Origin of the sequence: Anabaena azotica SJ-1, assembly GCF_047275885.1 — a bacterium.
GTDB classification, from domain to species: domain Bacteria; phylum Cyanobacteriota; class Cyanobacteriia; order Cyanobacteriales; family Nostocaceae; genus Trichormus_B; species Trichormus_B azotica_A.
Genome location: NZ_CP178454.1, coordinates 3,228,506 through 3,251,959, shown reverse-complemented (window position 1 = coordinate 3,251,959; position 23,454 = coordinate 3,228,506). Strand labels below are relative to the sequence as shown.

Annotated in this window: 16 protein-coding genes; 6 read left to right on the top strand and 10 right to left on the bottom strand. The window is 39.5% G+C overall.

The features are described 5' to 3' along the window. Window positions 1-58 precede the first annotated feature (58 nt). Window positions 59-2,953, bottom strand: coding sequence for an aminomethyl-transferring glycine dehydrogenase (gene gcvP / locus ACLLO5_RS14395; RefSeq protein WP_413171200.1), 2,895 nt, complete (start codon window positions 2,951-2,953; stop codon window positions 59-61). A 237-nt stretch (window positions 2,954-3,190) separates the two neighbouring features. On the opposite strand from gcvP, the gene ACLLO5_RS14390 reads away from it, so the two are divergent. After that, the gene (locus tag ACLLO5_RS14390; RefSeq protein WP_413171199.1) at window positions 3,191-3,334 is read left to right on the top strand and encodes a hypothetical protein; all 144 of its coding nucleotides are present in this window, start codon (window positions 3,191-3,193) and stop codon (window positions 3,332-3,334) included. Between the two features lie 127 nt (window positions 3,335-3,461). Here the strand turns inward: ACLLO5_RS14390 and gcvH are convergent, their stop codons facing one another. Next, on the bottom strand, window positions 3,462-3,848 hold the full coding sequence (gcvH, locus tag ACLLO5_RS14385) for a glycine cleavage system protein GcvH (RefSeq protein ID WP_413171198.1): 387 nt from the start codon (window positions 3,846-3,848) through the stop codon (window positions 3,462-3,464). 81 nt (window positions 3,849-3,929) lie between these two features. Then, the gene (gcvT, locus tag ACLLO5_RS14380) at window positions 3,930-5,066 is read right to left on the bottom strand and encodes a glycine cleavage system aminomethyltransferase GcvT (protein WP_413176095.1); all 1,137 of its coding nucleotides are present in this window, start codon (window positions 5,064-5,066) and stop codon (window positions 3,930-3,932) included. Between the two features lie 120 nt (window positions 5,067-5,186). Here gcvT and ACLLO5_RS14375 point away from each other — a divergent pair, with 120 nt between their 5' ends. Next, window positions 5,187-5,681 (top strand): pentapeptide repeat-containing protein, encoded by a 495-nt coding sequence (locus ACLLO5_RS14375; protein WP_413171197.1) that lies wholly within the window; start codon window positions 5,187-5,189, stop codon window positions 5,679-5,681. A 351-nt stretch (window positions 5,682-6,032) separates the two neighbouring features. Beyond that, complete coding sequence (locus ACLLO5_RS14370) at window positions 6,033-7,355, top strand: D-alanyl-D-alanine carboxypeptidase (protein ID WP_413176094.1); 1,323 nt, start codon at window positions 6,033-6,035, stop codon at window positions 7,353-7,355. A 110-nt stretch (window positions 7,356-7,465) separates the two neighbouring features. Here the strand turns inward: ACLLO5_RS14370 and lptC are convergent, their stop codons facing one another. The 3 genes from lptC to metG all read right to left on the bottom strand — a co-directional run bounded on the left by lptC (window position 7,466) and on the right by metG (window position 11,177). Continuing rightward, window positions 7,466-8,701 (bottom strand): LPS export ABC transporter periplasmic protein LptC, encoded by a 1,236-nt coding sequence (gene lptC / locus ACLLO5_RS14365; RefSeq protein WP_413171196.1) that lies wholly within the window; start codon window positions 8,699-8,701, stop codon window positions 7,466-7,468. Window positions 8,702-8,703: 2 nt separating this feature from the next. Then, window positions 8,704-9,333 (bottom strand): NYN domain-containing protein, encoded by a 630-nt coding sequence (locus tag ACLLO5_RS14360; RefSeq protein ID WP_413176093.1) that lies wholly within the window; start codon window positions 9,331-9,333, stop codon window positions 8,704-8,706. A gap of 242 nt (window positions 9,334-9,575) precedes the next feature. Continuing rightward, a complete protein-coding gene (gene metG, locus ACLLO5_RS14355; RefSeq protein WP_413171195.1) occupies window positions 9,576-11,177 on the bottom strand; it encodes a methionine--tRNA ligase in 1,602 nt (533 codons plus the stop codon). A 752-nt stretch (window positions 11,178-11,929) separates the two neighbouring features. On the opposite strand from metG, the gene ACLLO5_RS14350 reads away from it, so the two are divergent. Next, window positions 11,930-12,742 (top strand): alpha/beta fold hydrolase, encoded by an 813-nt coding sequence (locus ACLLO5_RS14350; RefSeq protein WP_413171194.1) that lies wholly within the window; start codon window positions 11,930-11,932, stop codon window positions 12,740-12,742. 118 nt (window positions 12,743-12,860) lie between these two features. Here the strand turns inward: ACLLO5_RS14350 and ACLLO5_RS14345 are convergent, their stop codons facing one another. From ACLLO5_RS14345 to ACLLO5_RS14330, 4 genes are all read right to left on the bottom strand, one after another. Beyond that, window positions 12,861-13,439 carry a DUF4231 domain-containing protein gene (locus ACLLO5_RS14345; protein ID WP_413171193.1) on the bottom strand — a complete coding sequence of 193 codons (579 nt, stop codon included), beginning with the start codon at window positions 13,437-13,439 and terminating at the stop codon, window positions 12,861-12,863. A 10-nt stretch (window positions 13,440-13,449) separates the two neighbouring features. Next, window positions 13,450-14,190, bottom strand: a complete 741-nt coding sequence (locus ACLLO5_RS14340; protein WP_413171192.1) for a hypothetical protein — start codon at window positions 14,188-14,190, stop codon at window positions 13,450-13,452. Between the two features lie 177 nt (window positions 14,191-14,367). Further along, complete coding sequence (locus tag ACLLO5_RS14335; protein WP_413171191.1) at window positions 14,368-15,123, bottom strand: DUF928 domain-containing protein; 756 nt, start codon at window positions 15,121-15,123, stop codon at window positions 14,368-14,370. Between the two features lie 23 nt (window positions 15,124-15,146). Continuing rightward, window positions 15,147-18,299: a TIR domain-containing protein gene (locus ACLLO5_RS14330; protein WP_413171190.1), complete on the bottom strand. Its 3,153-nt coding sequence runs from the start codon at window positions 18,297-18,299 to the stop codon at window positions 15,147-15,149. Between the two features lie 243 nt (window positions 18,300-18,542). Between ACLLO5_RS14330 and ACLLO5_RS14325 the strand changes: the two genes are divergently transcribed. Both ACLLO5_RS14325 and ACLLO5_RS14320 read left to right on the top strand, forming a co-directional pair. Beyond that, the gene (locus tag ACLLO5_RS14325; protein WP_413171189.1) at window positions 18,543-21,680 is read left to right on the top strand and encodes a filamentous hemagglutinin N-terminal domain-containing protein; all 3,138 of its coding nucleotides are present in this window, start codon (window positions 18,543-18,545) and stop codon (window positions 21,678-21,680) included. Beyond that, window positions 21,680-23,407, top strand: a complete 1,728-nt coding sequence (locus ACLLO5_RS14320; RefSeq protein ID WP_413171188.1) for a ShlB/FhaC/HecB family hemolysin secretion/activation protein — start codon at window positions 21,680-21,682, stop codon at window positions 23,405-23,407. The genes ACLLO5_RS14325 and ACLLO5_RS14320 overlap by 1 nt, the downstream gene beginning before the upstream one ends. Window positions 23,408-23,454: the final 47 nt, after the last annotated feature.

The following is a 23,454-nucleotide window of genomic DNA, read 5'->3' as shown; positions in this document are numbered from 1 at the left end:
ATTAACAAATCACAATCAAAATGGTGCGTTACATTTCATTAACGCACCCTACAATTAACTAACTATAAGCCTCCATCGGTAAACAAGAACAAACAAAATTCCTATCCCCAAAAGCAGCATCTATCCTACCCACACTTGGCCAGAACTTATATTCCTTATTCCAAGGTGCAGGATAAGCAGCTTGTTCACGGGAATAGGGATGATTCCACTCACCAACAATCAAACTTTCCGCAGTGTGAGGTGCATTTTTCAAAAGATTATCTTGAATATCCATTTTACCAGATTCAATTGCCGCAACTTCCTCACGAATCGCAATCAAAGCATCACAAAATCTATCTAATTCTTGTTTAGATTCACTTTCCGTTGGTTCTACCATAATTGTCCCAGCAACAGGCCAAGAAACAGTAGGTGCATGAAAACCATAATCCATTAACCGCTTCGCAACATCATCAATTTCGATATGCGCTGATTTCTTCAAACTTCGCAAATCTAAAATACATTCATGTGCTACCAAACCATTTTTTCCCTGATACAAAACCGGATAATATGACTCTAATTTCTTAGCGATGTAATTAGCATTCAAAATTGCAATTTTGGTTGCTTCCGTCAACCCATCTGCACCCATCATGATAATATACATCCAAGAAATCACCAAAATACTTGCACTACCCCAAGGTGCAGCGGAAACAGCACCCAAATCACCACCCATTCTCACCACAGAATGTCCTGGTAAAAAGGGTACAAGGTGGGAAGCGACACCAATGGGACCCATACCGGGACCACCACCACCATGAGGAATACAGAAGGTTTTGTGTAAATTCAAATGACAGACATCTGCACCAATATCTCCAGGACGACAAATACCTACTTGGGCATTCATATTAGCGCCGTCCATGTAAACTTGTCCACCGTGACTATGAATTACCGCACAAATTTCCTGAATTGCTTCTTCAAAAACCCCATGAGTTGATGGATATGTCACCATTAACGCTGCTAATTCACTACTATGTTTTTCTGCTTTGGCGTTTAAATCAGCAACATCAATATTACCTTGGTCATCACAAGCAACTCCCACAACCTTCATCCCACACATGACCGCACTTGCAGGATTTGTTCCATGTGCAGATTGGGGAATTAAACAAACGTTTCTGTGTCCTTCTCCTCGACTTTGATGATATTCATGAATTACTAAAAGTCCGGCATATTCACCTTGAGAACCTGCATTTGGTTGTAAGGAAATTCCGGCAAAACCTGTAATTTCTCCTAACCATGCTTCTAATTGTTGGAAAAGGATTTGATAACCTCTAGTTTGGGAAATTGGCGCAAAAGGATGGATTTTTCCAAATTCTGCCCAAGTAACGGGAATCATTTCCGAAGTTGCGTTTAACTTCATGGTACAAGAACCCAAGGGAATCATTGAAGTTGTTAATGATAAGTCCTTGGATTCTAGTTGATGCAAATAACGTAACAACTCGGTTTCTGAATGATAACGGTTAAAAACTGGATGGGTGAGATATTTACTTTGACGAAGTAGGGAAAGGTGGGGAGATGAAGAAGTTAATTCTTCTACTGTAAAAGGTAATTCATCTTTTAGTGCGAAAATTTGCCACAGATCAATTAAATCGGCTTCTGTGGTAGTTTCATCTAAGGAAATACCCACGTTTGAATTATCAAAAATTCTCAAGTTGATGTTTCTCTCATTAGCAGCATCGAGAATTGCCTCTAATCTGGTATTTCCTAATTCTACCCGTAAGGTATCAAAGAAGTTTTCAGAACTAATTTTATAACCTAGTTTTTTCAATCCTGCTGCTAAGGTTGCGGTTAATTGGTGAATATTTTCAGCAATTCCTCTGAGTCCATCGGGTCCATGATAAACTGCATACATACTAGCCATCACTGCCAATAAAACCTGTGCGGTACAAATATTACTGGTGGCTTTATCTCTGCGAATGTGTTGTTCACGGGTTTGCAAAGCAAGACGGTATGCAAGTTTTCCATGAATATCTTTTGATACTCCGACAATGCGACCTGGAACTAGCCGTTTATACTCTTCCTTAGTGGCAAAATAAGCAGCGTGTGGTCCCCCAAATCCCAAGGGAATACCGAGACGTTGTGTGCTGCCTACGGCAATATCAGCCCCTAATTCACCAGGGGGTGTAAGTAATGTTAAACTTAAAGGATCTGCGGCTACAGTCACCAATGCACCCTGAGCATGGGACTTTTCTATAAAATGGCGATAGTCGTAAATTTTACCGTCAGTTGCGGGATATTGAAGAATTGCACCAAAGATGGATTCTGAAAAATCAAAGGTTTGATGATCACCGATAATGATGTTTATGCCTAAAGGTTTTGCGCGTGTTTGCAATACATCTATAGTTTGAGGATGACATTCACGGGAGACAAAATAGTGATGTGATTTATTTTTGCAGATACCATAACTCATACTCATGGCTTCTGCTGCTGCTGTGGCTTCATCTAATAAAGATGCGTTTGCAATTTCTAAACCTGTCAAGTCAATGATCATGGTTTGGAAATTTAACAGTGCTTCTAAACGTCCTTGGGCAATTTCTGGTTGATAAGGTGTGTAAGCTGTGTACCAACCGGGATTTTCTAGGATGTTGCGTTGAATAACCGTTGGGGTGATGCAATCATAATACCCCATGCCGATGTATGAACGGTAAACTTGATTTTTATCAGCTATTTGTTTTAATTTTGCCAGTGCGGTATGTTCGCTTTGTGCTGTTGGTAATTGTAGGGTTTGATTAAAGCGAATGGCTTGAGGTACTGTTTTATCAATTAAGTCATCAAGGTTTGTCAAACCTAATACTTCTAGCATTTGCTGAATATCACCAGAATTGGGTCCAATGTGTCTTTGAGCAAAACTAGTTAATTTCTGACTGTTGTCAGCCAAAATGTTGCAGACAGACTGGGGACGAGGGGGATTTAATACCACAAACTGTTCTCCTGATGCTACTAATTAATATATTGTAATGATTACTGTTGTTCAGACAGAGACAACTTTTCTATTTATCTAAAATTTCATAATTCGTTAATACAAGTAGAGACGTTTAATGAAACGTCTCTATATGTTATAAATTGTGAATTTTGAATGCAACAGATGGAAAGATAAAAAGCTGATAAGTAGTCGTGCAAAATAAATTGTACATTTAGGAGAGGGAACTCTTAACAGGTGAGTCCAGTGCCTTGGGCGGGTTTCCCGACTTGTGGCGACTGGCGATCGCGTAGCGTGCAGGAAGCATCACCCGAAGGGGAACAGATAAGCATTACAGAGATTTTTACAGCAGATTACAATTCCATGAAGTACAGAATCTAAATTGAAACCTAGATAACAAGAGAGTTTTACTCCTGATTCCTGACTTCTGCTGTATTTGTTCCAAAAATATGCAATTAATTTTGCTCAGGTACTTATCACAAGATTTTCACAATCCAAAATGTATTACTTACTCACCTTCTACTAAAGCCCTATACTCATCAAATGTCAAAGTATCATCAATTTCGCCAAGGTCATCAACACGCACTTTGATAAACCAGCCCTCACCATAGGGATCATCAGAGATTAGTTCAGGGTCGTCAATTACGCTGTCGTTGCGCTCTATAACTGTACCGCTGATGGGTGCATTCACTTCTTCAACAGCTTTCACAGATTCAATTGTGCCAAATCGTTCTCCTTTGGAGATAGCATCACCAATTTCTGATACTTCCAAAAATACAATTTCACCCAATTGTTCTATAGCATATTCACTGATACCAATAGTGGCGATTTCTCCATCTAGGCGTACATATTCATGAGTATCTAGATAGCGCAAATCCTGCGGATATTCAGACATAAAACTTCCTCTTCCACGTTAAAAAATTGGTGTTACCAGAGTAACCCAAAAGACATTATTCCTCAAAAACCCCAAAGGTTATCAGCTAGTAACACGATTTTGTGACCGATAGAAGGGACGTTTGACCACGACTGAGGGATAAGCTTTGCCGCGAATTTCCACTTCTAGCTGCTGTTTTGTAGTTGCTAACTGGCTAGGAACGTAAGCTAAAGCGATGGGATAACCAAGTGTAGGTGAGAAAGTACCACTAGTTACTTCTCCTACTGCTTTACCCGATAATAATACGGGGTAGCCGTGACGGGCAATATTTCTGCCTTGGGTTTGCAAACCTACAAGTTTACGTTGCACTCCCTGGGTTTTTTGCTGTTCTAAAACACTACGCCCGATAAAATCATGTTTGCTATCTAAATGTACTAGCCAACCCAAACCCGCTTCTAGGGGTGTGGTGCTATCGTCGATATCTTGTCCATAAAGTGCCATTGCGGCTTCGAGACGGAGGGTGTCTCGACAACCAAGTCCACAGGGGACAACACCAGCATCATAGAGACGTTGCCATAATTCTGTTCCGATTTCTGAATCCACCATGACTTCAAAACCATCTTCCCCAGTGTAACCTGTACGAGCTAGGAATGCGGGTTGTCCAAAGATTGTTGTTTCTAGGTGTCCAAAGGCTTTGATGGGGGTTAAATCTGCTGTCACTAAGGACTGAAGATGGCTGGTAGCTTTTGGCCCTTGAACGGCGATTAAGATTTTATCCCGTGAATGGTCTTGAAATTCGACTGTTTTCAAATCCAGGTGTGCCAATATCCAGGATTTGTCTTTATCGGTGGTTGCGGCATTGACTATAATTACGATTTTTTGTGTACCAATGGTGTCTAGACCTTGGTAGTAAATAATTATGTCGTCAATAATTCCTGCTTGGGGATTTAATAATACTGTGTATTGAGCTTGACCGGGTTGCAGACGACTTAAATGGGAGGGAACTAAGTTTTCCAGTTGGTCAATGACGTTTTTACCTTGAAGAGTAAATTTACCCATGTGGGAAATATCGAACATTCCGGCATTATTTCTAACGGCTTCGTGTTCTTTGGTAATACTGGTATATTGTACAGGCATTTCCCAGCCTCCAAAGCTGGTAAAACGGGCTTTAAGTTCTACACCAGTTTGATATAAAGGGGTTCGTGCTAGAGATGGGGTGATATTTTCTTGATTAGCCACAGGTATTTTAGGCGATCGCACATCAACATTAATCTATCCTACGGGATTATCATTACTTGTCTTCCCCAGTGCTGTTTAATAATAAATAGTGTAAATGTTGAGATTTATTAAGCAAAAGTTATGAAGTATTGGCAAATACTCGCTGGTTTGGTTTTAGCAGTAGTGTTGTTTGTGTTTCCCCTGTCAGCACAAGCAGCAAGTTCTTCCAGCATTACCCGTTCTGCTGGGGAAAAACTACAAGGTCAGGATTTTTCTGGACAAAGTTTAATAGGTGTTGAGTATACCAACGTCAAGTTAGAAAATACGAACTTTAGCAATTCTGACTTACGTGGCGTTGTTTTTAACGGTACTTTATTGGAGGGTGTAAATCTGCATGGTGTAGATTTTAGTCAAGGTATTGCTTATTTAGCAAAATTCAAAAATGCTGATTTTAGTGATGCAATATTAACAGATGCAATGATGTTGCGTTCAGTTTTTGATCATGTTGATGTCACTGGTGCAGATTTTACCAATGCAATTTTAGACGGGGTAGAGACAAACAAACTCTGTCTTAAGGCTACTGGTGTAAATTCTAAAACTGGTGTAGATACTCGTGAATCTTTAGGATGTAGGTAAGAAAGATATGGGGTGTAGGGAAAGATAGTTTGTCCCACACCCAATGCTGATTAGCACAGATGAAAACTGTATAGAGGACTCCTATGTGATTTTTGATAGCTTGCGTGGCGTAGCCATACAAAACTCGGTACACCTTTATATTCTCAAATCCTCTTGCCTCTTGCCTTTTGCCTCTTGCCTTCCTACATAGGAAAATTCAGGAATCAAACCGGATGCCTATAGTTAAGCTGTCAATTATTTATTTTTCCTGGTGACAAGCTTTTCCGATGGGAAAAAGAGCAGTTGAAAGGGCATAATATGCCAACACGATCAACAATATTTGTCATCTTCACAAACATCAAGGAATTAAATATGCTGGAATTATTAGGTTCAGGTTTGGTTTCACTTTGGCTGGATATGGCTGGGGTCAAAATCCAACCTTTAAATGCTTTAGATGCATTGGCTTGGCAAAGTAGTCCTGGCTTTGTTATTGCCCCTGATCCAAACCCAGCAGGAGCTATAACGGTGCAGGAATATCTCAAGGGCTTGATGACTTCCAAGCTAGTAGCACAAAATCTGATCAAGCATCAGGGAATTTGGTTGCAGTCTGGACCGATGTTAATGGCTAATCACCAAGGGACAATACCTCTACCCGCAGCATCTTTAACTAAGGTGGCTACTTCATTAGCTGCTTTTAAAACTTTTGGGCCAGACCATCAATTTGAAACTTTGGTTAGTGCTACAGGCCCCATAGTCAATGGGGTGGTCAATGGTGATTTGGTGATTAGCGGTAGTGGTGATCCCATGTTTGTGGGTGAGGAAGCGATCGCACTTGGTAATGCGCTCAACAAAATCGGTATCAAGCAGGTTAAGGGAAATTTGGTAGTTGTTGGCAATTTCGCCATGAATTTCCAACGTCATCCTCTGTTAGCAGGACAATTACTCAAACAAGCACTAGATCACAAAACCTGGAATCGTTCTGTGATTTACCAATATTCCATCATGCCCAAGGGAACACCTAAACCCCAAATAGTAATAGCTGGTACTGTGAAAGTAGCAGCACAGCCCAACCCTAAACAAACTATATTGGTGCGTCATCTCTCCTTACCGTTAAAGGAAATAATTAAGGAGATGAATGTTTACAGTAATAACGACATAGCAGAAATGTTAGCGGAGTCGGTCGGAGGAGCAAATGTAGTAAAAACAACCGCAGCGGATCTTGCCAATGTACCACAGTCGGAAATTCAGTTAATTAATGGTTCTGGACTGGGACGAGAAAATCGGATTTCCCCCAGAGCCGTATGTGCTATGTTCATGGCATTACAAAGAGAAGCATCTTTTCATCAGTTGACTTTAGCTGACTTGTTCCCCATGTCCGGTTTAGATCACCGGGGTACATTACACTCTAGACATTTACCCGGTGCAACTGTGATCAAAACTGGTACTCTCAGTGATGTCAGTGCTTTAGCTGGAGTTTTACCCACACGCGATCGCGGTTTGGTCTGGTTTGCTATCATCAATCGTGGTTACAATGTCTCCAGTTTTCGGGCTGAACAAGATAAACTTTTACAACATCTGGTCAAAGAACTGCAAGTATCATCTGGTGTTCCTACCGCGCTTACTCCCCACTCACCGAAAAATACTGTACCAAAATTAGGCGTACCCAGCCGCAATGAAATTTTGTATAGAAGTTGAATAGGGAACAGGTGACAGGTGACAGGTGACAGGTGACAGTAAGAAGGCAAAAGGCAAAATGCAAAAGTTTATTCTTCCCAATTACCAATTACCAATTACCAATTACCAATTTAATACTGGGGAATAATTTCTGTTACTACTCTACCGTTGCTTCTGCCACCTTTAACAACAATATTTTCTGTTTGCAGATTACCGACCGCGGTTTCACCCTGAAAATTTAACGGTGGATCTACTTGACGATAAACCACATTCCCCTGTGCTTCTAGTAATTTTTTTTCTAAATACCAAGTAAGTAGATTTGATTTTAAAGATTGCTTGCGTTGTCCTACAGCATTCACATTGCCTGTTAAATAAACAGTTTTTTGGGGAATTTTCATTTCTGCTTGATTACCAGTTACAGTCACATTTTCAGCTTGGTGAAAAACACGCACAGGGGAATTTGCTTTAACTATTTCTTCATTGACATTCCAAGTCATAGAGTTACTAACTATTTGCATAGGTGGCTCTACTAACTCTAGTTTGGCTTTAGGTTCAATAGTTGCAATTTTGGTTTTTAAATTAACTTCAGCAGCATTTCCTTGACCACGGTCAGTAATTTTATTATCCTTATAGCGGTCAATTTGAATGGGGCGATCGCTAATTAATTTTTCTTCTTTAATTTGCCAAATTAATTTTTCAGTTCGCATTTGTAACTGAGGATCAGCAGATGTTGCAACTACTTTGCCAGAAAATTCTATTCGTTGTTCGCGGGTTTTGACTCTTGCTTCTTGAGCCATTGCTTGTAGTTGTTTATGAGTCCCATTTAATTGATTACGAACAATTAATAAATCTTCTTTAGGTCGCCATTCTAATTCATTACCTTTTAAAATAGTGCCATTACGGGGATCAGTAGCAATAATCTTACCTTTAAGGAATAGCTGTTTACCATCCTGCTGAATATCCGCTGTTTCCGCTTTAATTGTGTAAACTATTTTACCATCTTGGTAGAGTTCACCATCGGGATTTTGTGCTTCACCAATTTCCTTCTCTTTGGTATATTTTGCCTTTTTAGCTTTGACTTTCCAAATTGGTCTACCTACTTCATCAAATTGTTCTAAAGCCACGCCAAAAAAAGTTAACTTACTATTGGTATCCTGATTAGATGAATCCCCTGTATTTGGTTTATTAGGAGTAGGATTACCACAAGCAAACAAACCAATGACCAAAAATAAGGTCAAAGGCAGGTAAGACCAATTTTGTGGTAATTTGAAATTATCATCAGAATAGAAGCGGGAAGATTTGGTTTTACTTCCTCCCTGAAGTTGTGAATTTGTGCTTCCATTCTTCCTGCCTTGTTGATCTTGCATGATTATTCGGGAATTTCTAGATGTCCTTCGCTATCTCTAGGATCGTCCAAGAATCCCAGACTCGATAATGGTCGATAAGGATAGCTTTGACGGGGTGTTTTTTGAATATCTTCTTTGATGGCTTCTAAATCAATATAGCGATCGCTCACATTAATTAAGCTATCACTAGTCATAGACCGCAAACTCACCACCTCTACCCTAACACCCCGATAACTGACCGAATTTACAGCATAAGCCAAATCGCCATCACCACTAACTAAAACAGCGGTATCATAGGAATCGACCAACGCCATCATATCAACAGCTATTTCCACATCTAGGTTAGCTTTTTTTGACCCATCTGGCAGTTGCACCAAATCCTTAGCAATGACCCGATAACCGTTCCGACGCATCCACAACAAAAACCCCTGCTGTTTTTCATTCGTCCGGTCTACACCAGTGTAGAAGAAAGCCCGCAACAGTCTTGAACCGCCAGTTAAACGGCATAAAAGCTTAGTGTAATCTATTTCGATTCCTAATTGTAAAGCCGCATAAAATAAATTTGAGCCATCAATAAAGATGGCCACACGACCACGATTTTCTAAAACTTGTTCTGGTGTAAAAATAGAATCATTTTCCAAATTATTCAACATCATTGTCATACCTCGGTTGTTATCCCTGTTATTTTGAGTAGAAATCACGAATACCATTTTGGATTATGGATTATGGATTGGAAATCGCTTGATGCGTTTAGGTTATGTACATCCATTTGTTGCCATCATTTTTCTTTCTTGGTATAAGTTTTACATAATTGTTAGATTGGCTTATGATAATGTGCCGGGGCTGAATTTTTTAGCCCCGTTCAGTCTTTAAACTCAATCAAAAATGGCAAGTGTTAATCGTTTTTTAGGGTATCTATCCGTTTAAAAATGGGTTGGGGTGTACCCAACTGTTGTTTATCTGATAGCAAGCCCCATATTGCATGGGTACTAAAAGGCGCAACAATTGAAGTTTCTATTTGATCGTTAAAATTAATTCCCCAGCCTAGTTGCTGATAAATATCACTGCTAATATTGGGAATAATCGGGGATAGGAGATAAGCTGCTAGTCTCACAGATTCAAGAACTGTGTACAACACCACTTCTACTTCCTCCTGTTTTCCCTGTTTATATAATGACCAAGGAGCTTGTTCATCAATAAACTTATTACTGGCTTGTACCAGCGACAAAACAGAGTGGCAGGCTTCATTAAAAGCTAAAGCTGTGTATGCTTGTTTCACCTGTTCCCCCAGACCTAAGCCAATCGCTTTTAAAGCATTTTCATTGGGAATCGCTTCTGGATCGATTGACGGCACTTTACCAGTGCAGTATTTCTTCACCATGTTCAAGGTACGATTTAACAAATTACCTAAATCATTTGCCAAATCTGCATTAAGAACATTGATGAACCTAATTTCATTAAAATCTCCATCCTTGCCAAATTCGATTTCCTTAAGGAAGTAATAACGAACGGCATCACTACCATAACGTTGGACTAATGAGATAGGATCAAGGGTATTACCCAGAGTTTTTCCCATTTTTTGACCATCTTTAGTCAAAAACCCATGTCCAAATACTCGCTCTGGTAAAGGTAAACCAGCTGACATCAGCATTGCTGGCCAATAAACTGCATGGAAACGCAATATATCTTTACCAATTAGGTGTAGATTGATAGGCCACCATTTTTCTAAAGCATTGGCTAAAGTCGGTTCTGCATCAGGTTCTAACAATGCTGTTACATAACCAAGCAGCGCATCAAACCAAACATAAAGGGTATGTTTAGGATCTACCGGTACTGGAAAACCCCAATCGAGATTTACCCGCGAGATCGAAAAATCTTGTAAACCTTGACCGACAAAGTTGAGAACTTCATTACGTCGGCTTGGTGGTTGAATAAAATCTGGGACAGATTGGTAAAATTCCTCTAGTTTAGTTTGATACTTGGATAGACGGAAAAAGTAATTCTGTTCATCTCGCCACTCTACTTCTTTGGTAGTATGTATAGGGCAGCGTTTTCCATCTAGTAGTTCTCGTTCTTCCTTAAATTCTTCGCAGGATACACAATACCAGCCTTTTTGTTGTCCTTGGTAAATGTCGCCATTTTCCCAAACTCTCTGGAAAAATTCTTTGACTATGGCGTGATGGTTCAACGCAGTAGTGCGACTAAAGCGATCATATTGAATGTTGAGAACCTGCCACAAATTGATGAAACTGGGTACAATTTGATCACAAAACTCCTGTGGTGGTTTTTCTAAACTGGCTGCTGACCGCTGGATTTTCTGCCCATGTTCATCCGTACCGGTAATTAGCAGTACCTGATGTCCTAATAAGCGTTGAAACCTAGCTACAACATCCGCAGCCATTGTGGTGTAAGCACTACCAATATGGGGTACATCGTTTACATAGTATAGAGGTGTGGTCAGTGCAAAGGTTTTTGAAGTTTTATTCACTAGATTCATACACAATAAAAAACAAATTATTAAACAGATTTTTTGCTTAGTTAATCCTGTAAAACCAGGTAATTATATAACATTGCAACTATTTTTTCAAACTTTAACTTAATATTAGCAAATTTCTCACCTCAATAATTGTTTTTTAGTATCTAAAAATTCTACTGATTTATCCAAAAATTACGGTAAATACTTGTTACTAATCATGTTGTAAGCTGTTTATTACTAAATTTTGATGCTCCTATTAATCAATCAAAATCTATAAATATTAGGCTTAATCTCTCAAATATCTGATTTATACATTTCTATCTGATCACCCAGCATGGTGTTATTAATAGATGCTGAAGCTTATGGTAAAGAAATGTAAAAATTACATCAAGAAAAAATGCGAAATTTTTACAAAAAATATACTAATTGATTGAAGATAGGAAATTGGGGAAGGAAAATCACTTTTAGGAATTGTCAATTATGAATTACCTGCCTTAAGTGAGTTTGTGAAGGATAGGTTAAGCGATTTCACTTATTTATATATAATTCATTCAAACTTCACTAAAATCTGTAATCATAGTTTCAGACTCGGCTTATTTTTATCTCGAAAAGTTGATTTTAGTCATTATTCATTGGTCATTAATTCATCTCCTCATCTCCCTACCCTCTTTACTGTCACCTGTCACCTGTCACCTGTCACCTATCTTCCCCATGATTGCCAATGAAACGGTAAAGTAAAACAAGGTCTAATAGATTGTAGATACATTGGCAAAATGGCAGACGTTAAACTTAAACCTTGTTTCCTGACTCCCAAACGAGTGCAACCAGAATATCCGCTGTTTGTCTATTTGCCTGGAATGGATGGAACTGGTCAACTGTTGCGATCGCAAACTGCTGGCTTAGAAGTAGGCTTTGATGTCCGTTGTTTAGCGATCCCCAGACAAGACCTCACAACCTGGGAGGTGCTGACTAGTAATGTTTTAGACTTAATTCACGCAGAATTAGAAAAAAGTTGTCACCGTCCAGTTTATTTATGTGGAGAATCTTTTGGTGGTTGTTTGGCTATGAAAGTCGCTACCCAATCACCACATTTATTTAAACGTATTATTTTAATTAATCCCGCTTCAGCTTTTCAACTGCGACCTTGGTTGAACTCTTTATCTCAACTAACTGATTTAGTACCATCATGGTTTTATGATGTTGGTGCATTGGGATTGTTACCATTTTTGGCATCGTTATCACGGATGTCTAGTAGTATTCGCCATGAACTACTCAGAACTATGCGTTCTTTACCCGCAGAAACAGTCAATTGGCGTTTGTCGTTGTTGCGTGAGTTTCATATTGAAGAGGAAAAATTGCAACAACTCAAACAGCAGGTCTTACTGATAGCCGGGGGAAGCGATCGCTTGCTACCTTCTGTGAGTGAGGTAGAACGGTTAGATAATATTTTACCTAATTCTCAAAATTTAATCTTACCTGATAGCGGTCATGCTTGTTTGTTAGAGGAAGATGTGAATTTGTATGCAATTTTGAAAGAAAATGAATTTGTAGAAACGCTAAAACCCATTCACGCTACTAGGATTTAGAGCATTCCCGGTCTGTTGTAAGTCAGGAGTCAGGAGTCAGGAGTGAGATTTTATCAAAATCATCAAAGTTGATTAAAAAAGCCTTTATTCTCCTGACTCCTGAATTTTTACAACAATTTCAATTTTCTGACTTGATACTGATCACATCTTGCTTGCCATTTTTATCATCTTCTTCTTGTTTTTTCTCTTGGACAACTTGGCTGGCATAAACTTCTACATCACGCTGAATAATATCTTCTATTTGATTTGCAAAAGCCGTAAATGCTTGTTCATGGTTAATACAATTGACATAAGATCCCGTCAGTTGAAAAAATTGCCAACCTTGAGTTTTCAAAGATTCAGCCGTGCGGCGATAATGCCGCCAACGTTCACCATAGTGGAAAAATTCTTCAATAGCAGCACTCATAGCCACGATTTGACTGAGGCTAAAAGTTAACCAGACAATGCTATCTCGAATTTCAATATTATTAATATTCAGACTAACCAAAGCAGGGAGGGCGACACCGCCAATAATCGTAATTAAACGCAAAGTATAATACCGATTTCGTGCCTTACCTGCTTGTGCTTCCATCCAAAGCAGTTGATCTAACCAACGGGAAGTTAAAAAATGTTGATATAATTCTGGCAGATTTAATGCTTCAATGATGTTGATAAAATCTTGCTTTAAAAACTCCCGATAAGGGTCTTGATTTGCCATGATTCACTCCTTAATTAGAAAGTAAATTAGTAATGGTATTGGTTAAGGTTTCCCAGCCGGCTTCTAAGTCGATTGTTTGCAATTTTCCAGAAGCAGCTAATTCTTTAGCTCGGTCATCGGTGGCGTTACCATGTAAAGCAGAAGCTAGTTTATCAGCTGTTCTGCCACTACCTGCGATCGCCATTACCAATCGTCCAGCGTTAACGCTATTAGCCGCATCTAGAAAAGTGATTTCTCCGCCATTTATCAGTATAGTTACCGAGGGAGCGCCCTCTGCTAATACAGTTGCAACTTCTACTATCCAAGGTGATTCATCCCCCCAATTACAGCCTGGAATCAGCACAAAATGAGTATGATTTGGTTCTAGGGGTGTGGCATCATCAGCTACAGTAGTAGTTTGAGCAGGGAGGATTACTTTGCCTGTGGGTGCTACACCAACCAGGGGAAATTGGCCATTGATTTGCCTACGAGCGTGACCGATTAATTGCATCACTCCGGCATCTGTACCGCCATCGACAACATAAGTACCCAAGGTTTGGGCTATGGGGGCTAACACTTCCACAAATAAGCTTTGGATACGGATAAAATCGGCTGTACTAATCTGACTTGCACCTCCAACAATGACTAAACTGGGACGAGAACCAATTAGCCCCAATTGCTCCAGTGCTGTTGGTAATTCTGATACTTCAGATACTTTGACTGCTGTTGCTGTTTGCCCCTGATTGAAAGTTAGCTGCAAAAAATTTTCCATTTAGCAGATTTAAATTATATAAAGTTACCGAAATTCCACTTATACCAAATTAAGATGAAACTGCATATAAGTAAGATTTCAAGTAGAATTAACCGCCGATAAACACAGATAAACGCAGATAAATACGAATGAATTAATGGATTTCATAATTCTGTGCAGCCTCACATAAAGTATGTATTAAAGAGGGTTGAGTTCAGAAATTGAAGATGGAGCAAATTCTCCCAGATCATACAGGGATAAGAGTTTAGACCAATCATCTTGATGAATGGTGCGATATTGTGCTAGTTGGCTAATGGTTTCATGCCAGATGTTATTTTCTGCATACAGAACATATTGGTTTTGAGGAGGGGTGTTATTTAGCTGCTGTACAAGAGTAGAGTTGGCTTCAATTCGTTTAATCCAACCATCAACAGAAATTTTTGTTTCTGAACCTTCGTCATTGGTACAAGTAATGGTGAAATACCAGCGGTATCGCTGATCAACAGAGAGGGGTTTTTCAGTTTTGGGAAGGCTAAAATGGACTATGCCTTTTTTGTCAGGTAAGGGAAGTTGTAACGGTTTGGTTAAGACAGATTTTTTCTGTTCATCCTGCAATCTGAATTTGGCTGGGGGAGACTGGGAATCACCACCAAAGGGCAGATAAAACCAGAATTCAGGATATTCCTTTGTTGTTAAGCCTTCATTGTTTTCAGGAGCTAAAGCTATGAGGTTCTTGCTGTCTATTTGAGAGCATTTTGAGCGGGTTGCTCCTCCACGCGATCGCCCGGAAGCGGATCCTTCCCTTGTTCTACCAGTAAAAATTGACTGGATGCGCTCAAAAGCAGATTGAGCTTGTGCTTGTGGCAGAAATATAGGGGAAAGCAAACTTCCAGAACACAGAGTTGTGAGTGTGCAGATGGTGATAGTTTTTTGTAAGAGCGATCGCTTGATCATGATTTCATAACCTCCTGAGTAAACTAAACTTTTCGTAATTGATAAGTTAAAAACACAACTCCTCCACCTGTAGCCAGTAATGCTAAGGCTGGTGGTACAAAAGGAATCCAACCGCTTTGGTAAACTAGAATTAAATAGCAGACAAGGTAGATACAGCTAACAGAACCAACCACAGCCACTACCAAATGCAGTGGGCGATTTAATCGCCAACAAACCATAGCTCCCACCAAAGACCAGCCAAACATCCACAGTGTTTCATAGCCAATAGACCACCACCAAATCAACGGGCGATTATCTAAAACGGCGCTGATTATCTGGCTGATCATCTGTCCGTGCAAAGTTACTCCTGCAACATCGCCATAGGGTGTATTCCAATAGTCGGCTTGTCTACTTTGTCTATCAGTGAAACCAATCAGTACAATCCGATTTTTGATTTTCTCTGGAGCAACTTTGTTGTCTAAAACATCGACAATACTGACTCTGGGAGCAAATTTACCAGGCTCACCGTCAGAGACCCGGTATTTGAGCATTGTTTGATAGCCTTTGAGTTGGTTATTCATACTCTGATAACCACCTCCATTACCCATGAGTTGGGGAATGTGAGTTTGGCCAAACTGCATATTCGGCTGATATTCTTTACTCTCTGGATCGAAGGGAGATATGTATTGCTGTTTTTGGGCTTCTAAATAGTGCCGAGTAATTACTAAACTTAAGGATTCCCTGGTATTGCAATATTTAGGATCTGGTTCTTGCATCAAATAGCTGCGTCGGATGTACCAACCACCACCGCTATCATCATCGACCATGTCACTAAACCCAACCCGATCTAATGACACTTCGGGAGGATGCTGAAAGCCAGGAATTTTCTCACCCCGTTCATTTTCATAACTGCTTTTACAAACTACGTACAGGGCTTTGGTTTGCTTCATGGTTTCTGCCAAACTACCTTGGGCGGGAAAATTCCGCACGAAGTCTAAACCGATCGCACTGGGTTGAGATGCCGATAAAATTTTCAGTACATCATCTAAGGCCGCATCGGCAATTGAGCCTCTACCATTTTGATATTTGGGATTTTCTCCCAATTTGTCTAGGCTTTCTGGATCAACGTCCACCATCAGCAAGCGTTCATCTGGGGATTCATTGGGACGCAACCGCATCATCTGATCATAAAATGCTAGTTCTAATGGTTGGGTGAGTCCAAAGAAAAACCTGCCGATAAACATCAAGACTGTTACACCCAAGCTAGTCAGTAAAACGCTACGGGGCTTGATTTTGCGATAGGGAAGAGCGCGACTAGCTGCCAAATATGCCAGATGCAGTTCTGTGGGGGCTGGTTCTTTGTTTTCGGATTGTTTGAGCCATTCTTCTGACGCTATTAAGTCTTTACCCCGGACTACAAAACTGTCATCTCTTCCCTGTTGATCCCACTCTTTAGCCTTGAGTAATAACCGAGTGTGCGATCGCACATAATCCGGGTCTGTGTCCAAAGTTCTAGTCAGTTCGCCAAAGTTGGTAAGAAAGTCTCCCCCATATTTGCGGAAATCAATCCACTGCACTTTCGCTAAACCTGGATGGAGATTAGCAGGATCAACTTCTCTCAGCAGTACAGTAACAATTCGCTTATTCAATTTCATTGCATACTCTACTTCTGTAGCACAGTATGGAGAACTGATAGCATGAGGAGAAATAATAAATAAAAAGTTGTTGGCACATTCAATACCTCGGTAAATCTCCTGTTCAAAATCTGTACCCGAAGCTATACTTTCTTGATCAAACCAAGTCCGCTTATTTTGAATTTGCAATGTATCATTCAGCTTGCGAGCAAAATCAGAATCCGCACGAGAATAGGAAATAAATACATCGAGAGAAGCTTCTGGTGGTTGCTTGAGACTTTCTGTAATAAATTTTTCTTGTAATGGTGTGGGTGGATGTTGTGCATTCTGCTTTCCTACCTTCAACCAAGCCTCAGCATTGCGGAGATTGTAGCCTCGTAATAAAATATTAGGATTACACTTTTGTCGTTCCCACTTCAAAGCTTTTGCTAACAGGATTTTATTTTGCTCGTAATAAGCTGCATCTTGCCGCAGGACATTAATTAGATTTCCCGTATCTATCTGATATTCTTTTTCTCCCTCACCATCTATAAAATTGATGAACTGTAAGGAAGCTAATTCTGGAGGAATCAAATTTACATCTATATCCTCAATCAATAAAGGAATAATCCGCTTTTTCAAAGACAAAGCATAGGATAATTCCATCTGACAGTATTCTGAAGCCAAAGATCCCCTAGACATGAGAAAAACACAATTATCTGCTTCTTCAATGCCTCGGTAAATAGCCTCTAAAAAATCTGATCCTGATTTAATATCTGTTTTATTTGTCCAAACCGTGAAGCTTTCCCGCATCAAAGTTTTGGCCAGTTTATCCATGAAAGTTCTCTCCTGTTCTGAGTAGGAGAGGAACACCTGAGTCATCAGGTTATTAGCGTTTTTGGTACTTTCACAAATAAACTCACAATGTAAGTCTGTTGGCTCACAGGGCGGTTGTTCTTCTGGGAACTTAGTTTTTAACCAATTTTCAGCTTTTCCCCTTTCTTCTCCAATTAATAGGTATCGTGACTGTTTTTGCTCCCGTTCCCATTCCAGTGCTTTCGCTAATAAATAGGTGTGCTGATGCACATATTCTTGATGACGGGAAAATATTTCTAAAAGTCCAGCGAAAGATTTTTCAAAATCATCTATACCCTCACGGAAATATACCCAGTTAATTTTACCAATGGCAGGGTGCATATTGGGAAAACTGGAGTGTAATCCTTGGGCTTTGTATGTTTCCCACTCGCTGGGTTCTTTTCCAGGATTGCGTTGCTGCCAGGTTTCTTGAGTAATTTGTTCTACGTGCAGCAGAGGAATAATTCGTTTGTTGCACCGGAGTGCTAATTCAATTTCTTTGCGACAGTAAGGTGAGTTAATAGAGTGCGGTGCAATGATGAACAAAAAATTGTCTGACTTTTCAATCCCGTCATCAATTTGGTTCTGGAAATCAACACCCAAAGGAATATCATTTTGGTCAAACCAAATATCCAAACCCTTTTCTACCAGTCTGTCATGGAGTAAAGTAGCAAAAGCTTTGCTATCTGCTCTCCCATAAGAAATAAATGCATCCTCAAAGCTATTCATGTTTTTATAAAAGTATTTTCAATACAACATGATTGAAAAGCAAAATCTTTTCTATAACAAGTTATATTTTCAACAATATTTGACACAGACACATAATACCTTATAATTTCTGTAAAATATAGAAATTACACTGATTTTTTTTGTAAAAAAATGTAATATTTAATTTAAGACCGTAAATTAGGTTTGTATTGGCTTCTGTCAAATTTATTACATTTTGCAGCATAAGAATTACAAATACTTACCATGAATAAAAACAGGGATGTGGTTATTGACAAGCAAAAAAGTTTACATTACATAGCTAGTAAGATGGTTGCTCCCATAATTGGGGCAACATTTATTACTAGTACCCCTGCTTTAGCACAAATTCAACCAGATGACACTTTAGGAAATGAAAGTTCTCGTATAACTTCCGGTGTCAATGCTGATTTAATAACAGATGGAGCAAGAAGAGGAAGTAGTCTATTTCATAGTTTCTCAGAATTTAATGTCAACAATGGACAAAGGGTATATTTTGCTAATCCTTCAGGTGTCAATAATATTTTTAGTCGGGTGACAGGTAGTAATGTCTCTCATATTTTGGGAACGTTGGGAGTAAATGGTGCAGCAAATCTGTATTTACTCAATCCCAATGGAATTATTTTTGGTAAAGATGTACAGTTAGATATTCAAGGTGCATTTTTTGCAACTACAGCTAATAGTTTTACATTTCCTGATGGGAGTGAATTTAGCGCAACTAATCCCCAAATGCCATTATTTACAACGAGTGTACCAGTGGGTGTGCAGTTTGGTTCACAACCAGGGGATATTAGAAGTCGGGGAAATTTAACAATACAAAATGACTTGACACTAAAGGGGGGAAAGTTAGACTTACAGGGAGAAGTAAGATCAGGTGGAAATGTCACCTTAACAGCAACAGAAAATATTAATTTCGACCTGATTTCAACCACTCCTAATTCTGGAAATGCAGGTTCTGTAGCTCTTGAAGCCAAAGAAGATATAATTGGTAATTTGATATCTACTGCGAGTTTTAAAAGCCAAAGTAATAATGGTAGTAGCGGCAATATTTCACTGAAATCTGAGCATGGTAAAGTGGTAATCAGAGGTGGAATTTATAAGGGAACTAATACTGTTGATGATAAGGATCGTTATTTTGCACTAGGTGCGTTTGTAGATAGCTATTCATTAGATACCAACTACAAAGCGGGAAATATAACTATTCAAGCTAATAAAGATATAGATATAGGTTCAAACTTGAAAAGCCCTCCATCAGGAGCTATAAATGCTTCTGTGTTGGCGAAAGGTGAAAAAGCAAATGCTGGGAATTCTGGAACTATACAACTTACCAGCACCAGTGGAAATATCACAGTAAATGGGGGAATATTCACAAATTCAACTGTAGATAAAGGTAATGGAAACTCTGGGAACTCTGGAGATATTATACTGACAGCGAAACAAGGTGCAATTACTGTGTATCCTAACGGTGGTGGAGCGATTGTTACAAAAAGCATCGCTAATGATCATGGTACAACAGGTAATGCAGGGAGTATAAAACTTGAGGGTCGTAAAATTACTATTAAGGGTAGGGAAAAAAGAGAAAATCCATCTAATCCAGATGTTACTACCCAATCTAACCAAACAGGTAATTCTGGAAGCATTCGTTTTATAAGTCAAACACCACTCACATTACAGGGACTGATTATTGGTACTGATGCTAAGGATGGTCAAGGTGGAGATGTGATAATTAATGCTCCTTCTATCACTTTAAACAATACCCAAATTATTGCAAAAACTTCTGGAACTGGAATTCCAGGAGATATTTTACTCACAGCCGACAGAGATGTTTCTCTAGTCAATAATAGCCAGATTACAAGTGATGCCCAAAACGATAAATACGAAGACTTTAAAATTCAGATTTACTCTGAAAGCGGTTCTGTTTATATGAATGGGGCTACAGTTAAAGCCGACAATAGAGGTTCTGGGTTAGCTGGAATTATCTATATGAATGCCCCAGATAGTATCCAAATAATTAACAATAGCCAAATCAATGCAGATGGAAATTTTGGAATTATTTTGGTTGGATATTCACCTTCATCCTCATTCGTTGCACAAACTATTGAGATTAATAACAGTCACTTAACAACAACAGACAAAAATGAAAGTCAGACCAATACTAGTAACACTTCAAAAGCAGGAGCGATTATTATTCAATCTAATGAAAGCGCATCCATTACAAACAACAGTAACCTTAAAGCCGTTACTAGTGGGGATGGAAAAGGCGGAAATATTTTAATAGAAACAAGCTCCCTATCTATCAGTGATAGCTCTACATTAGATACTTCCACAGAAGGAAAGGATAATGCTGGGAATGTATATATCAATGCCAGAGATAGTTTAACACTGCAAACACAAGCCAGCATTTCTAGTATTGCGACAGCCACAAGTCAAGGTAGCGCAGGTACAATTGAAATTACAGCCCCAAAAATTACCCTCAGAAGCGGGGCAAAAATAGAAGTTAACAGTACAAATACTGTTTCAACGAGTAAAGCCGGAAATATTACTTTTTTAGATAATCAGTACCTTAAACTGGATGACAACGCCTCTATCACTGCTAAAAATGACGGGGGTAATGGTGGCGATATTACAATAAATACACAGAATTTACTTCTGCGTCGCAACAGTGAGATTTCCACTACTGCTGGTTCAGAAAATACTCGTGGTAATGGTGGCGAAATTACCATCAATGCAGAAAATGGTTTTGTGATTGCAGTACCATCAGAAAACAGTGATATTATTGCTAACGCCTTTGGTGGCACAGGTGGAAAAATTAATATTAATGCTAGTCGTGTGTTCGGATTGCAAACACGGGGAAAGTTGAATACAGAACAATTACAAGGGATTAGAAATAATAATAGTAGTGAAATCAGTGCTAGTTCTGATATTGGTGATGATGGACAAGTAGCAATTCAAACTCTCAGTGTTGATCCTAGTCAAGGACTGGTGCAACTACCCACAGACTTAGTAGACTTAACAGGGTTAATTGCTCAAGGTTGTGGTAATAACAATACTGTCGCTAAGGGTCAGAGTGCATTTGTTGTCACTGGTAGAGGAGGATTACCACCTAGCCCTGATGATGCTTTGAGTGCTGGAACTCTACCAACCGAATGGGTGACAAGAGATACTAATATATATAGTAATAATTCCGAAGAAACGCAAATAACACAAAAGCAGGAGATAGACTCTTCACCATTAGTAGAAGCTGTGGGGATGGTACGCAATGGGGAGGGTGATATAGTTTTAACTGCCCAACCTGTGACTGCTAGAGGTTTTCAGTCTGGTTTACCTTCTCTAGGATGTAATGTTGCTCAAAGGGAGGGTAAATAATGTATTTTTCTCTAAAAATTGGCTTTTTGGCTAGGTGCGAGATGTTCCTACTACCTGCAATACTGGTTTATTGCCTTAACCCAGAACCACTGTTTGCACAGGTAGCGCCTGATCCAAAACCTCCTTCTACTCAACCTTTACCAGAATCGCAATCTCTACCGACTTTACCACCTCCAGACGAATTATTGCCTATTCCCACACCAATACCCAACCAACCGGAAGTAAGTCCAGAGAGGCTACCCACTACGTTGGTGGTGAATGAGTTTAAGTTTGTGGGAAATACGGTTTTTAGTGGGGAAGAACTGGCGAAAGCTGCTGCTGCTTATACCAAACGCCCTGTTACTTTTACTGAACTGCTACAACTGCGTTCTGAATTAACAAAATTGTATATAGATCAGGGTTATGTGAGTTCTGGTGTGATTATTCCTCCTCAAAATATTAAAAACGGGGTGGTGGTGATGCAAGTGGTGGAAGGGAGTTTAGAAAAGATTAATGTGATTGGTACGCGGCGTTTGCAAAAGAGTTATATTAGCGATCGCCTTTCCCTAGCTGCTGGTAAACCATTTTCGCGCGATCGCCTGTTAGAAGGGTTACAAATTTTACAGCTTAATCCACTGATAAAAAGTATATCTGCGGATTTACAAGCCGGTATTCGTCCTGGAACAAATATCTTAGAAGTGAAAGTCACTGAAGCAGATTCTTTTAATACCCAAATAGTAGCAGATAACGGGCGCAGTCCCAGTGTGGGTAGTTTTCGACGGCGAGTTGTTCTCAATGAAGCCAACTTATTAGGATTGGGAGATAATATCAACATCAGTTATACCAATACCGATGGTAGTAATGGCTTGGATGTCAGCTATAGCTTACCAGTTAACCCCCGTAACGGTAAACTAACTTTTGCTTATGGAAGCAGTGGTAGCGAGATTATAGAACATCCTTTTAATAGCTTAGATATTACATCCAGGTCACGCTACTATGAATTAAGCTTCCGTCAACCAATTATCGAAACTCCCAGCCAAGATTTTACCCTGGGACTAACAGCCAGCCACCAAACCAGTCAAACTTTTTTAGGAGAAGATAACATTGGTCCGTTTCCTCTGGCGGTTGGTGCTGATAATCAGGGAAGTACCCGTGTTTCTGCTGTACGATTTTTCCAAGAGTGGAGTCAACGCAGTAGCCAACAAGTAATAGCAACCCGTTCTCAATTTAGCTTGGGATTGGGTTTTTTAGGCTCAACAATCAATGAAAATGCACCTGATAGTCATTTTTTGAGTTGGCGCGGACAAGGACAGTGGTTACGTCTCCTAGCGCCGGATACCTTACTGTTACTACAAGCAGATATACAATTAGCAAATAGACAACTTTTAGCTATGGAACAATTTGGTCTTGGTGGACAAACCAGCGTGCGGGGATACCGTCAGGATAATTTATTAACTGATAATGGCTTGCAAACAACCGCAGAGATAAGGTTACCCATTTTGCGTGTTCCTGAAATGCAGGGGGTTTTACAATTAACGCCTTTTGTAGATATGGGTACTGGTTGGAATAATGGCGGTTCTAATCCTGATCCTAACACTTTGGTTAGCACTGGTATGGGTTTGCTTTGGCATCAGGGGAATAATTTAACAGCGCGTTTAGATTGGGGTATCCCATTAACTTCTGTTGATACTAAGAAGGAATCTTGGCAGGAAAATGGATTATATTTTTCTCTTAATTATAAGTTGTGAATTGCTTCACGAAAAGAGTCAAAAACAAGAATTTTTAGAAAAAGTCC